This is a genomic window from Pseudonocardia endophytica (genome assembly GCF_004339565.1).
Lineage (GTDB): Bacteria > Actinomycetota > Actinomycetes > Mycobacteriales > Pseudonocardiaceae > Pseudonocardia > Pseudonocardia endophytica.
In genome coordinates this window covers 2,124,995-2,138,629 of sequence record NZ_SMFZ01000002.1, presented here as the reverse complement: position 1 = coordinate 2,138,629, position 13,635 = coordinate 2,124,995, and the positions used below count along the sequence as shown (strand labels likewise).

Annotated in this window: 14 protein-coding genes and 1 pseudogene; 13 read left to right on the top strand and 2 right to left on the bottom strand. The window is 71.9% G+C overall.

Translation table 11 applies throughout. The features are described 5' to 3' along the window. Nucleotides 1-71: 71 nt before the first annotated feature. A complete protein-coding gene (locus EV378_RS28880; protein ID WP_132430532.1) occupies nt 72-662 on the bottom strand; it encodes a UbiX family flavin prenyltransferase in 591 nt (196 codons plus the stop codon). A 428-nt stretch (nt 663-1,090) separates the two neighbouring features. Between EV378_RS28880 and EV378_RS28875 the strand changes: the two genes are divergently transcribed. The 6 genes from EV378_RS28875 to EV378_RS28850 all read left to right on the top strand — a co-directional run bounded on the left by EV378_RS28875 (nt 1,091) and on the right by EV378_RS28850 (nt 7,293). Beyond that, nucleotides 1,091-2,059 (top strand): ABC transporter substrate-binding protein, encoded by a 969-nt coding sequence (locus EV378_RS28875; protein WP_243653970.1) that lies wholly within the window; start codon nt 1,091-1,093, stop codon nt 2,057-2,059. Next, nucleotides 2,056-3,519 carry a UbiD family decarboxylase gene (locus EV378_RS28870; RefSeq protein WP_132430530.1) on the top strand — a complete coding sequence of 488 codons (1,464 nt, stop codon included), beginning with the start codon at nt 2,056-2,058 and terminating at the stop codon, nt 3,517-3,519. Before EV378_RS28875 ends, EV378_RS28870 begins: the two co-directional genes overlap by 4 nt. 1 nt (nt 3,520) lies before the next feature. Further along, nucleotides 3,521-4,249 (top strand): GntR family transcriptional regulator, encoded by a 729-nt coding sequence (locus EV378_RS28865; RefSeq protein ID WP_132430529.1) that lies wholly within the window; start codon nt 3,521-3,523, stop codon nt 4,247-4,249. A gap of 48 nt (nt 4,250-4,297) precedes the next feature. Beyond that, nucleotides 4,298-5,302 (top strand): ABC transporter substrate-binding protein, encoded by a 1,005-nt coding sequence (locus EV378_RS28860; protein WP_132430528.1) that lies wholly within the window; start codon nt 4,298-4,300, stop codon nt 5,300-5,302. Nucleotides 5,303-5,420: 118 nt separating this feature from the next. Continuing rightward, nucleotides 5,421-6,452 carry an amidohydrolase family protein gene (locus tag EV378_RS28855; protein WP_132430527.1) on the top strand — a complete coding sequence of 344 codons (1,032 nt, stop codon included), beginning with the start codon at nt 5,421-5,423 and terminating at the stop codon, nt 6,450-6,452. A 19-nt stretch (nt 6,453-6,471) separates the two neighbouring features. Further along, on the top strand, nt 6,472-7,293 hold the full coding sequence (locus tag EV378_RS28850) for an alpha/beta fold hydrolase (protein WP_243653817.1): 822 nt from the start codon (nt 6,472-6,474) through the stop codon (nt 7,291-7,293). A gap of 113 nt (nt 7,294-7,406) precedes the next feature. On the opposite strand, the gene EV378_RS28845 is transcribed toward EV378_RS28850, so the two are convergent. Continuing rightward, nucleotides 7,407-7,889, bottom strand: coding sequence for a hypothetical protein (locus EV378_RS28845; protein ID WP_132430525.1), 483 nt, complete (start codon nt 7,887-7,889; stop codon nt 7,407-7,409). A gap of 29 nt (nt 7,890-7,918) precedes the next feature. On the opposite strand from EV378_RS28845, the gene EV378_RS28840 reads away from it, so the two are divergent. From EV378_RS28840 to EV378_RS35615, 7 genes and pseudogenes are all read left to right on the top strand, one after another. Next, nucleotides 7,919-9,202 (top strand): NADP-dependent isocitrate dehydrogenase, encoded by a 1,284-nt coding sequence (locus EV378_RS28840; protein WP_243653816.1) that lies wholly within the window; start codon nt 7,919-7,921, stop codon nt 9,200-9,202. Continuing rightward, nucleotides 9,199-10,542 carry an amidase family protein gene (locus tag EV378_RS28835; RefSeq protein ID WP_132430524.1) on the top strand — a complete coding sequence of 448 codons (1,344 nt, stop codon included), beginning with the start codon at nt 9,199-9,201 and terminating at the stop codon, nt 10,540-10,542. The genes EV378_RS28840 and EV378_RS28835 overlap by 4 nt, the downstream gene beginning before the upstream one ends. 291 nt (nt 10,543-10,833) lie before the next feature. After that, nucleotides 10,834-10,905: pseudogene (locus tag EV378_RS37160) on the top strand (hypothetical protein); the annotation flags it as partial. 79 nt (nt 10,906-10,984) lie between these two features. Further along, entirely contained in the window at nt 10,985-11,308 is a 324-nt protein-coding gene (locus EV378_RS28825; protein ID WP_132432878.1) for a PDZ domain-containing protein, read from the top strand. 109 nt (nt 11,309-11,417) lie between these two features. Continuing rightward, nucleotides 11,418-11,807 (top strand): hypothetical protein, encoded by a 390-nt coding sequence (locus EV378_RS28820; RefSeq protein WP_132430523.1) that lies wholly within the window; start codon nt 11,418-11,420, stop codon nt 11,805-11,807. Beyond that, nucleotides 11,804-12,784, top strand: coding sequence for a hypothetical protein (locus tag EV378_RS28815; RefSeq protein ID WP_132430522.1), 981 nt, complete (start codon nt 11,804-11,806; stop codon nt 12,782-12,784). Before EV378_RS28820 ends, EV378_RS28815 begins: the two co-directional genes overlap by 4 nt. Before the next feature lies 1 nt (nt 12,785). Continuing rightward, complete coding sequence (locus EV378_RS35615; RefSeq protein WP_165922525.1) at nt 12,786-13,574, top strand: hypothetical protein; 789 nt, start codon at nt 12,786-12,788, stop codon at nt 13,572-13,574. Nucleotides 13,575-13,635: the final 61 nt, after the last annotated feature.

The following is a 13,635-nucleotide window of genomic DNA, read 5'->3' as shown; positions in this document are numbered from 1 at the left end:
TGCCGGTCGAATACGTATCAGCCTAGGTCCGGTCTCGGCGCACGACAATCAACGTCTGCTTGGGCCTGCCATCAGCCAGGCTCATGGCGGCGACCGTCGACCCGTCCGTCCCATTCCGGCGGCGCCACATCCGGGATCCCGGCCCGGCTCAGCGCCCTGCGCACCGTGTGGTCGACGATGTCCTCGGCGGTGCGGGGAAGGGTGTAGAAGGCAGGGACCGGCGGCATGATCACGGCGCCGTTCTCGGCGGCGGCCGTCATCGTCCGCAGGTGCCCCAGGTGCAGCGGCGTCTCCCGGACGAGCAGCAGCAGCGGCCGCCCCTCCTTGAGCATGACGTCGGCCGCCCGGCCGATCAGGTCGGCCGCGTAGCCGTACGCGACCGCGGAGAGTGTCTTGATCGAGCACGGCAGCACGAGCATGGCGTCCACCCGATACGAGCCGGAGGCGATCGTCGCGCCGATCGCCGTGGGCCGGTGGACGACGTCGGCGAGCCGTTCCACGTCCCGTACCGACCAGCCGGGGCACTCGTGCGTCACTGTCATGCCGGCCGACCGCGACATCACGAGGTGGGTCTCGATGTCCGCCCTGCCGCCGAGGATCTCCAGCGCTCGCACCCCGAAGGGCGCACCGCTCGCGCCGGTCATCGCGACCACGACCCGCATCCGAACCTCCCGTTCCGGTGCCCGTGGTCCGTGCGGCGCCCGTGTGGACGACGTACCGGTCCCGGACCGCACGATCTTGACCCCGCCGTAAGTCGACACTTGAGACGCTAGGGATGCGCTGCCGCCGACGTTACAGGTCGTTCCGGCCTCGCCATACGATCGGCCGCATCCGGCGCGCCATCGTGCCCAGCACAGCAACTACCTGGTCATCTGCCGTCACCTGAAGCAGCCGCGCGGCACGGACTCGCCGCGCCGACCTGAACCGGCGGAGTTCCCTCTTGACGACACCTGCTGTCGACACTTTAAAGTGTCGACAGTTCTTCGTGGCAGTCGCCACGACATCCGTCGCCACCGTGGTCGACAGGCCTCGACGGCTCGACGCGGACAGCCGATCTGAGAGGTGTGGGATGCGCAGAGGAACGGGCGTGATGGGCGTGCTGGCGACCCTGTCGTTGCTGCTGGCCGGGTGTGGCTCGGGAGCGGGCGGCAGCGACGGGGGGCTGCGCTCGATCCGGGTGGGATACCCCTCGGACACGGCGTCGTACGGGGACCTGTACGCATGCCAGGACCAGGGGATCTTCGAGAAGCACGGGCTGAAGGTCGAGCTGACACTGCTGAAGACCAGCTCGCAACTGCTGGCCGGGCTGACGAGCGGATCGGTCCAGGTGGCAGGGGGCGACGGGACGGCGATCGCTGCCGGCGCCCTCGGCGGCACCGACGTGAAGATGGTGGAGCTGAAGATCCCGGTCTACTTCACCGAGCTGTGGGCGGGGCCGGAGGTGCGTTCGCTGGCCGATCTCGCCGGGAAGAAGGTCGGGGTGACCGCCCCCGGCTCGGTGACCGACAAGTCGACCCGGACGATGCTGGCCGACCAGGGCCTGGACAAGGACGTGCAGGTGGTCAACCTGAACTCGCTGCCCGCCCTGCTGTCCGCCGGTCAGAACGGCGCCGTCGACGCGCTCGTCACCGCTCCGCCCCAGGGGGCGACGACTCAAGCATTCGGTTGGCACAAGGTCACCGACACAACGAAGTATCCGACGGCCGCGAGCGTGTACACGGTCACCGGATCCTATGCTGCCGAAAATCGCGACGTGGTCTCCGACTTCGTCGCGGCCGACGTGGAATGCCTGCAGTTCGTGAAGAACCCCGCGAATCGTGACGCGACGGTCGCCTCCATCGCGAAGTACACGAAGACCGATGATCGCGCGCTCGCTGAGTACGGATACGACTTCTTCTCGAAGGTCTGGACGACCGAGCCGGTCGTGGACGAGAAGCTCGTGAGGCAGACGATGCAGGACGTGGCAGGCAGCAACCCGGTTCCGGACGACATCTCGCCCTTCATCGACAACAGCTTCGTGGAGGCCGCTCTGGCCGGCACCAGCGGAGCCGGGCGATGAGCACCGGGACCCCGGGGCAGATCGACGACCTGCGGGCGTGGCTGGACGCCGCACGGGATCTCGGAGACGTGCGCGACGTGCGGGGGGCCGACTGGAACCTCGAGATCGGCGCGGCCTCGGAGGTCAACTACCGCTCGGCGAACCCGGCGGCGCTGCTGTTCGACAGCATCGAGGGCTACCCGGACGGTCACCGCGTGCTGACCGGCAGCATGTCGAACGCGCGCCGGCTCGCACTCACCCTGCGGCTCGGATCCGATCTCGACGACCACGCACTGGTTCGGGCGCTGCGTGGGAAGCCCAGCGAGTGGATCGCCCGGGCCGTCGACTTCCCACCCGTCGAGGTCGCCTCGGGACCCGTCACCGAGATCGTCGAGTCCGGCGACGACATCGACCTGACCGCGTTCCCGGCCCCGCAGTGGCACGAGGACGACGGTGGCCGGTACATCGGAACCGGATGCGCCGTGTTCACCACCGATCCGCACACCGGACACGTCAACGCGGGCGCCTACCGGATGCAGGTCCAGGGGCCCCGCCATGCCACGATCAACATCGAGGCGGGCAAGCACGGAGCGATGCACGTGCGCGAGTGGTTCGCCGAGAAGGGCCGGTGTCCGGTCACCGCCACCCTCGGCAGCGACCCGCTCCTGGTCATCGCGGCCGGGACCGAGGTACCGGTGAACGTCTCCGAGCTCGCCTACGTCGGCGCGATCCAGGGCCATCCCGTCGAGATCGTCCCGGGCCAGGTGACCGGCCTGCCCGTGCCGGCCAACGCGGAGATCGTCGTCGAGGGCTGGCTGCACCCGGACCGCCGCTCGCACGAGGGTCCGTTCGGCGAGTGGACCGGCTACTACAGCGGTGGCGGCGGCCGGGAGGAGGTGCTCGAGCTCGAGATCGAGCGGGTGTACCGCAGGCCCGACCCGATCCTGCTCGGGACCCCGCCCGGCAAGCCACCGCACGACTACTCCTACATGCGCAGCGTCATGAAGTCCTCGATGATCCTGGACGCGCTGGTGGCAACCGGTCTCCCGGAGGTCCGCGGGGTCTGGGCGCACGAGGAGGGCGGCGGTCGGCAGCTGCTGGCCGTGGCGATCGACCAGAAGTACCCCGGCCACGCACGGCAGGCCGGCCTGCTCGCCTCACAGATCCCCGCGGCCGCGTACATGAACAAGTTCGTGATCGTCGTGGACGGCGACGTGGACACCCGCAGTCTCAGCGAGGTGATGTGGGCGGTCTGCACCCGGACCGAGCCGGGCCAGGACATCGAGGTGCTCCGACGGACGTGGGGCAGCCGCGTCGATCCGCTCGATCCGGGCGACGGGCCTCCGTTCAACACCCGGGCGGTCATCGACGCCTGCCGGCCGTTCGAGCTGCTGGACAGCTTCCCGAAGGTCGCAGAAGCCAGCGCCGACCTGTGCCAGAAGGTCGTCGCCAAGTGGCCCGACGTCCTCGGGGGGCGCTGAGATGGCGCACCCGGTCACCGGTGACGGCGCCATCCACGCGCTGAGCCGGGCCGAGCTCCTGCGGGTGCTCAACAAGCAGTCCGGTTCGAGCCTGGTGGACGAGATCATCATCAAGGTCGGCACCGACATCATCGAGGGCCGCATCAAACCGGGCGACGACCTCAACTCGGTCGAGCTCGCGCGGACGTTCAACACCAGCCGCACACCGGTCCGGGAAGCGCTGCTGACACTGCAGCGGGAGGGTTTCGTCGAGATCGCCGCCCACCGGAGGCCGCGGGTCGCACCGCTGTCGCTCAGCGAGGTCCAGGACATGTACCGGGTCCGGGCCTATCTCTACGAGATGGTCAGCCACCAGGTGGTCGACCGCGCGACCGATCGTGACCTCGACGCTCTCGACGAGGTCCAGCAACGGTTGGAGGCAGCCGCGGCGACCGGGGACGTCGACGGCTACTTCTGGACGAACGTGGAGTTCCGCAACACCGAGGCGGGCCTGGCACGCAACCCGACCCTGGTCCGGGTGATCGACACCATGGGTCTGAGGATGCTCCGGCTGCGCCACCTCAGCCTGTCGATGCCAGGACGTCTCGCGACCTCGGTGGAGGACCACGAGCGGCTGATCCGTGCGTACCGCGACCGGGACGGCAAGCTCGCCGCGGCGTTCTCCGCGTCCCTGGTCATGCGCGGTCTGACCACCATCGAGGGGTCCGGCTGGGTGGGCATCGAGACCTGAGCGGCTGGACGCAACCACCCCGCTCAACCCGGGATCGAGGAGGACTCGTTGAAGGCGATCACCGCCGCGGCCGCCGTGCTCACCGCGGTACTCGCGCTCGCGGGCTGCGGGACACCGGCCGGCACGACCGCGGGCCGGACGGGACCGGCCGGCACGATCACGGTCGGCTACTCACAGCAGGGTGCCGCGTACTCCGACCTGTACACGTGCGTGGACGAGGGGGTGTTCGACCGGAATGGGATCCATGTCGAACTGACACAGCTGAACTCGAGCTCGCAGATGCTGGCCGCGGTGTCCAGCGGGAGCGTGCAGATCGCCGTCGGGCTCGCGGAGGCGATGGCGTCCGGGGCGCTCAAGGGTCTCGACGTCCGCTACATCGCCGTTCCGATCGACCGGTACTACCTCGAGATGTGGGGAGCGACCGACATCGGCTCGCCCGCCGATCTTGCGGGCAAGCGGGTCGCTGTCAGCTCACCGGGTTCGCAGAGTGACATTGCACTGCGCACGATGCTGGCGGACGAAGGTCTGACCGGCCGCGTCACGGTCCAGTACCTCAAGACCGTCTCCGCCGAGATCACGGCTCTCGAGCAGGGCGCGGTGGACGCCATCGTGAGCCAGCCCCCGAACGCCACCAGGACCGGCGAGCGCGGATTTCACAAGATCCTCGACTTCACCGGTTACCCCGCCGCCGCGAACGCGTACTCGGTGACCGGGGATTTCCTCGACACGAACCGGGACGAGGTGGCCGCGTTCGTCCGGTCGCAGGTCGAGTGCACCTCACTGCTCAAGCAGCGCGAGGCGGAGTCGGTCGCGAGCATCCGGCGGCACAGCGGCACCGACGACCAGGAGCTGGCCACCTACGCGTGGGACTTCTTCCGCCGCCTGATGCGCGAGAAGCCGTACGTCGACGAGGAGTTGTTGCGCGCGTCGTTCGAGAGCGCGGCGGACAAGCAGGACACCACCGCACCGCAGGACGTCTCGAAGTACGTCGACAACAGCTTCCTCGACGAGCTCGACCGGTCCGGCTTCATCGACTCGCTCTACGGGCGATGAGGCCGGATGGCCCGGCGCCACGAGGGGATCCGGCGGGCCGCGACCGCACCGGGTCGTCGCCCGGTGCAGCCCTGACCATCGCCCGCCGCAGGGGCGGGACGAGCCGAGAGGAACGAACGTGACCGACGAGCCGACACCGGGGACCGGCGTCCCCGTCGTCGACTGCCACGCCCACACGGTCCCCGAGACCTTCCTGGCCGACCTCGCGCGACGGCCGGCCGGAGGCGGGATCGAGGTGTGGCGGACCGACGGCGGCTTCGCCATCGTCGTGCCCGGCGCGCCGGAGCGCCAGATCCGCCCACGGATGTCCGGGCTTGCGCCCCGACTGGCGTCGATGACCGAGCAGCGGATCGACCGCCAGCTCGTCGCACCGTGGCTGGACATCCAGCCGACGGCCGCGATGCCCCCCGCGGACGCCCGCAGCTGGGCACGGCGGATCAACGACGCACTGCTTGGGATGGCCGACGAGGGGGCGGCGGCGGCCGCGGGAGTGTTGGGCAGCGTCGCGCTGCACGATCCCGACCATGCCGCCGACGATCTGGACACGGCGGTCGGCGCCGGGATGGCCGGCCTGATCCTGAGCACCGATCCCGCGCACTGCGACACGCTCGGCGACCCGCGCCTCGAACCGGTCTGGGCCGCAGCCGAGCAGCTCGGGATCCCGGTGATGCTCCACCCGTCGGCCGACGGCCCGTCGCGGGCGCTGCCGGGGAGCGCTGCGTTCGGCAACGTGTACTGCCGCCTCGTCGACACCAGCTTCGCGGTCGCCCGGCTGATCCTCGCCGGGGTCCTGGACCGCCATCCGAAGCTCCGGCTGATCACCGTGCACGGCGGCGGGCTGGTGCCGTTCCAGAGCGGGCGGCTCGATGGCGGGCATCGCGCGGACGCCCTGTCGTCGTACCGGATCGACCGGGACCGCCCGTCGGACTATCTCGCCGATCTTTACTACGACACGGTGGCCCTGTCCCCCGCCGCGATCCGCTTCCTCGTGGAGGCCGTCGGGCCGGGCCGGGTACTGCTCGGCACCGACTACCCCTTCGCGCTGGGAGACCCCGACCCGGTCGGAGCCGTCGAGTCGGTCCAGCTCGACCGGACCGACCGGGACGCCATCCTCGGCGGGAACGTGCTGTCCATCCTGGAGAGGAACTGACATGTCACCGTTGTCTCATGTGGATGGACCGGCCGGGCGGATCGCCTACCGGCGGCGTGGCGACGGCGACCCGCTCGTACTCCTGCACCCGCTGGCGCTCTCCGGCGCGGTCTGGGAACCGGTCGTCGACCTGCTCGCGAATCGCTACGATGTCATCGCACCGGACGCCAGGGGCCATGGCGCCAGCGGGTGGGACGGGGCTCCGTTCGACGTCGGAGACATGGCCGACGACCTGATCGCCCTGCTCGACGGGCTTGGCCTCCCGCAGGTGCACCTGCTCGGAATGTCGATGGGCGGCAGCGTCGCGATCGACGCGGCCGGACGGCACCCCGACCGGGTGCGGACCCTCGGCCTCGCCGACACCACCGCCTGGTACGGCGACGACGCCGTCCCGGCCTGGAACGAACGTGCCGACCGCGTGCTGGCCACCAGCCGGGCCGACCAGGTCCCGTTCCAGGTCGACCGGTGGTTCACCGAACGCTTCCGCCGAGAGCGCACGGACGAGGTGCAACGGGTCGTGACGATCTTCGTCGGCACCGGCTCCGAGGCGCATGCGCACGCCTGCCGAGCACTTGGCGCGATGGACGGCCGTGCCCTGCTCGACCGCATCACGGCTCCGACCCTGGCCTTCGCCGGAGAGGAGGACTACGCCACGCCACCGGAGATGGGCCGGGCAGTGGCCGACGGGGTCGCGCGAGGGCGGGCGATGACCCTGCCCGCACTGCGCCACCTGTCGATGATCGAAGCACCCCGGCTGGCCGAGCTCGCGGCGGCACACATCGAGGGTCGCCCCCTGCCCGACCCGGCGGCCCTCCAGACAGTGACGGGTGCGGTGCGATGACGCTCCGCCCCCGACTTGTCGCAGCCGGGGCCGTCCGCCCGGCAGCGGACGCCCCGCGGTGGACGAGCGACCCGGGCACTCGCCCGGGGGCCCGTTCGGTGGACCGCCCCGGCCTACCGGGTCTCGCCGAACGTCGACGCCAGGCTGGTCAGCAGCGCTGTGGTGCGGTCCCAGTGCTCGACGTGCGCGATCTGCGCGCTGGTCCGGAAGCTGATCGGGTCCAGCGGGATCCCGAGGCTGTCGGCGAGCACGGCGACCGGCGTGAGCTCGCAGCCGAGGATCTCGCCGTCGGTGCGGTGACCGGTCAGCGTGGCCTTCACGTAGTGGGCCGTCGTGCCGCCGACGGTCACGAGGGTCGCTCTCCGGGTACGCAGCAGGTTGCTCGCGGTGCGGCGGCTCGCCACCGCCGCCAGCACGCGCTGTCGGTCCGGCGTGACGTCCAGCTCGGTGCGCGAGAGCAGCGCGACGTGCGGGAAGCCCTCGAGGTCGGCGGTGAGCAGCGGGAACGCCTGCTCCCGGGCGTCGAGCCCCGGCCGGCCCTCCAGCTGGTCGGCGACCTCGGCGGGGAGGACCTCGTGGCTGCCGTGCGGAGTCATGCCCCGAACGTAGCCGCCGGGAACGGCCGGTGACCGCGACCGTCCCGCTCGGGACGCTCCGACCGGTCGTCGAGCTGCGCGGCGACGAGATGGCGCGGGTGATGTGGGATCTCGTCCGCGACCGCATCGTCCTGCCGTTCCTCGACGTGGACCTCGTGACGTTCGACCTGTCCCTTCCGGAGCGGGATCGCACCGCCGACCGGATCACCGTCGAGGCCGCCGAGGCCGTACGGGACGCCCGCGTCGGGACGAAGTGCGCGACGATCACCCCGACCGCGGAACGGCTCGGCACCGGAGAGGTACGCCGGCTGTGGCCGTCGCCGAACGGCACGATCCGTCGCACGCTGCGCGGCGTGATCTTCCGGGAGCCGGTCGTGCTGGGCGCCGTCCCACGGGTCGTGCCCGGCTGGACCCAGCCGATCGTGATGGCCCGGCACCCCTACGGCGACCAGTACCAGGCGGTCGACTTCGCCGTCCCCGGCGCCGGTCGGCTCACGATGACCTACGTCCCGGACGACGGCGGTGTCGCGGTCGAGCACGAGATCACCCGATTCGGGGCGGACGGTGGTGTCGCGCTGGGGATGCACAACGTCACCGACTCCATCCGCGAGTTCGCCCGGGCCTGCTTCGCCCACGGCCTGACCCGCGGACTGCCCGTCTACCTCTCGACCAAGGACACCGTCCTGCGTTCCTACGACGGCGCGTTCCGGGACACCTTCCGCACCGTCTTCGAGGACGAGTTCGCCGACCGGTTCGCGGCCGCGGGCCTGGCCTACGAGCACCGGCTCATCGACGACATGGCCGCCTCGGCGCTGAAGTCCGGCGGCGGGTTCCTGTGGGCCTGCAAGAACTATGACGGCGACGTGCAGAGCGACGTCGTCGCCCAGGGTTTCGGGTCACCGGGCCTGATGACCTCGGCGTTGCTGGGTGAGGGTGGCCGGGTGCTGCTCACCGAGGCCGCCCACGGCACGATCGCCCGGCACCATCGGCGGTGGGTCGCGGGCGAGGACCCGTCGACCAACCCCACCGCGACGATCCTGGCCTGGAGCCGGGCACTGGCGCAGCGGGCGCTGCTCGACGACGCGCCGCAGGTCGGCGACTTCGCAGAGCTCGTCGAGCGCGTCACCGCGGGCGCGATCGAGTCCGGGTGCATGACCCGCGACCTCGCCTCGCTGGTCGGGCCCCACCAGGCCCACGTCGGCACCCGGGAGTTCGTCGACGAGGTGGCCCGCCATGTGCGCGACGAGCTGCACCGCACGCGTACCCGTGCTCACGCCGACGGCCCGGCGGGTCGCGCGGGGATGGTCTCGTGACCGGCACCCCCCGCCCCGAGCTGGTCGGGTTCCAGGCCGCGGTACCCGGTTTCCGCGCCGGCCGGGACACCCCACGGGACTTCCTGGAACGATCCCTGGAGCGGCTGCAGCGGTGGGAACCGGCGCTGCAGGCGTTCGCGGCGCTGGACCTGGCGGCGGCGCGGGCCGCCGCCGACGACGCCACACGGCGATGGCGCTCCGGCCAACCACTGTCCACCGTGGACGGCATGCCGGTCGGTATCAAGGACGTCATCGGAACCGCGGACCTGCCCACCGGTCTGGGCATCGGCGTCCTCGCCGACCACCGTCCGCCGGTCGACGCCGCGGCGACGGCGGGGCTCCGGCGCGCGGGTGCCGTGGTCGTGGGCAAGACGGCCACGACGGAGTTCGCGATGACCCATCCCGCGCCCACCCGCAACCCACACGACCTGGACCGCACGCCGGGCGGGTCCAGTTCCGGCTCCGCGGCCGCGACCGGGGCGGGGATAATCCCGGCTGCGCTGGGCACGCAGGCGATCGGGTCGATTCTGCGCCCGTCGAGCTTCTGCGGCGTCTTCGGCTACAAGCCCAGCGTCGGGTCCATCAACCGCGGTGGCAGTCACGACACCCAGAGCCAGAGCGTGATCGGCGTCCTCGCCGCGAGCCTTCCGGACCTGTGGTGCACGGCGTGGGAGATCGCCGCCAGGGTCGGTGGTGACCCCGGTGCCGCCGGTCTGACGGGCGACATGCGGCCGACCCCGGCGACAGCTCCGTCCGCGGTCGTGCACCTCGAGACGGACGGGTGGGCGGCCGTGTCCGACGTGGCCGGCGAACGGTTCGCCCGGACCCTCGATACCGTGGCCCGTGCCGGTGTCCGGATCCGGCACCGCCGCAACGACCCGGCCGTGGCCGAACTGGAACTGGCGCTCCGCGGGGCACTCGACCGGGCCCGCACCTTGATCAACATCGAGTCGCTGTGGCCGCTCGAGCAGATCGCCGCCCGCTACCCGGGGAGCCTGAGCGAGACGCTCACCGAACGCATGCAGACGGCCGCCGCGGTCGGGCGGGACGGCTACCGCTCGTTGCTGGAATGGCGTCGTACCGCGCGCACCGCGTACACGAAGGCGATCGGCGAAGGCGACCTCGCCGTGACGCTGGCTGCTCCGGGCCCGGCGCCCCGCGGTCTGGCCGCGACCGGCGACGCGGCGTTGACCGTGGCGGCCACCGTGCTCGGCGCACCGGCGCTCTCGCTGCCGGTCTACGAGCAGGACGGCATGCCGGTCGGGCTCCAGGTGATCGGACGACGGGACCACGACGCCGCACTGTTCGGGATGGCCGACTGGCTACGGCAGCGCGCGTGACAACGTCCGGTACCGCGGCACCCACCCGACCGGCGGACGACTCCACGCCGCTTCGGCCGCTCACGACGGATCACCATCACCGCCCTGCTCGCCGAGTGCCGCCTCGACCGGCAGCACCTCCCGCAGCGGCCGAACTCGCCGTGACAGCGCTTGTCAGCGCGGTGAGGCGTCGGACGTGGTGCCGAATCCTTGGACCACCCGGTTCGTGGACGCGGTGACCGCAGAGCGCAGCGCACGGAACGCGGCCAACCCGAACGCGACCGTCGAGGTGTACGACGGACCGCTGGCGGCGTGCTCGAACGCCTCTCCGCCGACGCCGAGCTACTCGTCGTCGGTCACCGCGGCCGAGCCGCGATCGCAAGCCGGCTGATCGGCTCCGTGAGCCTGAGCCGCGTCGTTCACGCAGCGTGCACCGTCGTCGTCCGCGGGTGCCGCCCAGCGCATCACCTCGGGCGAGCAGAGCCCCACGATCCACCAGGGCTATCCGGCGTTCCTCGGCCTCGAGATCGCCGCGTCCGGTACGGGCACCGGCGCGACAGGGGCGGTGATCTCCGGGGTCGTGAGCTCGTCGCCCGCCGCGGCGGCCGGGCTGACCGCGGGCGACACGATCGTCTCGGCCGGCGGGACGTCGGTCGCGAGCTCCGACGGGCTCTCCGCCGCGCTGGCCGACCGGCAGGTGGGCGAGCACATCTCGGTGGGATGGCTCGACGCCTCGGGCGCCCGCCACACGACGACCGTGACCCTGGCCGCGGGCCCGGCCGACTGACCCCGGCTGCTGACGGTCCCTGGCGAGCGGATTCGGCCGAACAGGCCCGGGGACGTGGGCTTTCCTGCATAGTCGTCACGGAGCGGATGCCGTCTCCGGGAGAGGTGCGATGAGCGGGCCGACACGCACGACACCGGCGCGCCGGCACGGTGATCTCGTGTTCGGGCTGATCGCGGCCGTCATGCTGGGCCTGTCGACGGCGACGTGGGCGGTCGGACGCGGTGTCCCGCCCCAGATCCTGCCCAGGACGGGTTCGGTCACGGTGAGCGCGGTGGCCACCGTGGTCATCGTGGTCGCCCTCGTGATCGGTCTGCGACGGGCGCGGGTCGCCCGACGGGTCGTCGTCGCCACCGGGTGGGCGCTCGGCGCGGTGACGGCGTGGCTGCTGCTCGGCCTGATCACCGGCACCGACCTGCTGATGCTGTTCGCGCTGATGTTCACGGTGATGTTCACGTACTGCCTGCTCACCAGGACACCGGCGCCGGCGGGCCGGTCGTGACCACATCGGACACGGTGACGGCCTCGCTGCGACGGCTCCACGACCGGGCGGCGCAGGCCGCGGCGAGGGCCGCCGCCGCGACCGCACTCATGCCGCCAGCCTGCGAGGGAGCCGACCCCACCTGCGCCGTCGCCGTCACCCTCGACGCCACGGGTCTTCCGACGGCCGTCCGGGTCGCCGCCGACTGGCCGCGACGGGTGGGCCCGGACGCGTTCGGCGCTGCGGTGACGGCCGCCTGCCGGAACGCGCAGTTCGCCCGGCTCGACGAGTGGGGCGACCGTCTCGTCCGTCATCCACTGGCACGCTCCACTCCGGACGAGCCGTCGGCGGGGTCGGGCACCGTGACGACCGTGGAGGACCTGCAACGCAGGCTCCACCACGCCACGTCGGCCCCGCCGGCGACCATCGAGTGCGCCGGACGCGACACGACCGGACGCATGGGCGTCACGATCGGTCCCGATGGCGTGCGCGGATGTACCGCCGACGCCCGGTGGGTCGCCGACCGGAGCGCCGCCCGCCTCGCCACGGCTGTCGCGGAGGCGATCCGGCAGGCCCGCGAGGAGCGAGACGTCCGCGCCGCCGAACCGGATCCGGCAGAGGGTGCTCCGCGGCATCGGGGAGGACGCGGTGGCCCTGCTGAGGCACCTCGCGAGGACGGCACGGTGAGCGTCCCGACCCCCGACCAGGTCCGGGTCGCCACGAACACGCTGCGCGCCGAGGCCGAGCGCTGGGACCAGCAGGCCACGGTCCTGCGCGAGACCGCCGCGCGGGCCACCGACCTCGGGATGAGCGGGCTCGAGGCCGGCGTCTTCGCGATGCTCACCTCCACCTACCGGCTCGCCCAGGCCCAGATCGCCGGACGCGCCCAAGAGGCCGCTCCGGCCATGACGCGCGTCGCCACGACACTGCGCGACGTCGCCGACACCTACGACCGCGAGGAAGCCGCCAACGAGCACCGCTTCCGCAACCTGTACTGACATGTCCGACGACGCGGTCGCCACCGAGCGGGTCATCGACGAGATCCGCCGCGGCGTCGACGACATCGCGCGCTACGCCTCCGAGATCCCCACCGCCGTCGACGAGGTGCTCACCCGCATCGTCTTCTCCCCGCCGGTGCGCGACTTCCTCGTCCGGGCCGCAGTCGAGGCCGTCGAGCTCGTCACCGAGACCCTCGACACCCTCCACCAGCTGCTCGTCGGCGCCGCGGCACCGATCTGGTTCTACGAGTACGCGCACCGCTGGCAGGACCTCCGCGGCACGACCACCGGCGTCACCGGCGCGCTCGACCCGGACCTCATGCCCGCCGCCTACACCTGGTCCGGCCGCGCGGGCGACGCCTACACCCGCGCCACCGGACCCCAGCGGGACGCCGTCGACCGCCTGTCCACGCTCGCGGACGAGATCAGCGGTGCTCTCACGTTCTGCGCCACCGCCGGGGTCGCGTTCTACGTCGCTCTCGGCGTCGTGGTCGTCCAGTTCGTCGCGAGCCTCGTCGCCGCGCTCGCCGCCATCGCCACCGGCGTCGGCGCCCCGGTCGGACTCGCCGGGCTGCTCGCGAGCATCAGCGTCGACACGTTCGCCGTGATCAGCGCCGTCACCACGCTGACCGCCGTGCTCGCGGTCGCAGCCCAGCAGATGACCGCCCTGCACGGCGAGGCCGTCGACGACGGCACGTTCCCCGGGGGGCACTGGCCCGACCCGGTCACCGCCGCCTACTCCGACGGCACCGTCACCGACGGCGACGCCGACTGGAGCCTGCACCACTAGACAACCGGTGCCCGCCGCGCAGAGGTCCGTCGAGGAGCACACTGTGCGTCGGATCGGGGGG

Excerpts from the sequence above, each read along its gene's own strand:
- EV378_RS28820 (WP_132430523.1), top strand. The coding sequence starts at position 11,418 with ATGAGCGGGCCGACACGCACGACACCGGCGCGCCGGCACGGTGATCTC.
- EV378_RS35615 (WP_165922525.1), top strand. The coding sequence starts at position 12,786 with ATGTCCGACGACGCGGTCGCCACCGAGCGGGTCATCGACGAGATCCGC.
- EV378_RS28870 (WP_132430530.1), top strand. The coding sequence starts at position 2,056 with ATGAGCACCGGGACCCCGGGGCAGATCGACGACCTGCGGGCGTGGCTG.
- EV378_RS28845 (WP_132430525.1), bottom strand. The coding sequence starts at position 7,889 with ATGACTCCGCACGGCAGCCACGAGGTCCTCCCCGCCGAGGTCGCCGAC.
- EV378_RS28880 (WP_132430532.1), bottom strand. The coding sequence starts at position 662 with ATGCGGGTCGTGGTCGCGATGACCGGCGCGAGCGGTGCGCCCTTCGGG.
- EV378_RS28865 (WP_132430529.1), top strand. The coding sequence starts at position 3,521 with ATGGCGCACCCGGTCACCGGTGACGGCGCCATCCACGCGCTGAGCCGG.
- EV378_RS28875 (WP_243653970.1), top strand. The coding sequence starts at position 1,091 with ATGGGCGTGCTGGCGACCCTGTCGTTGCTGCTGGCCGGGTGTGGCTCG.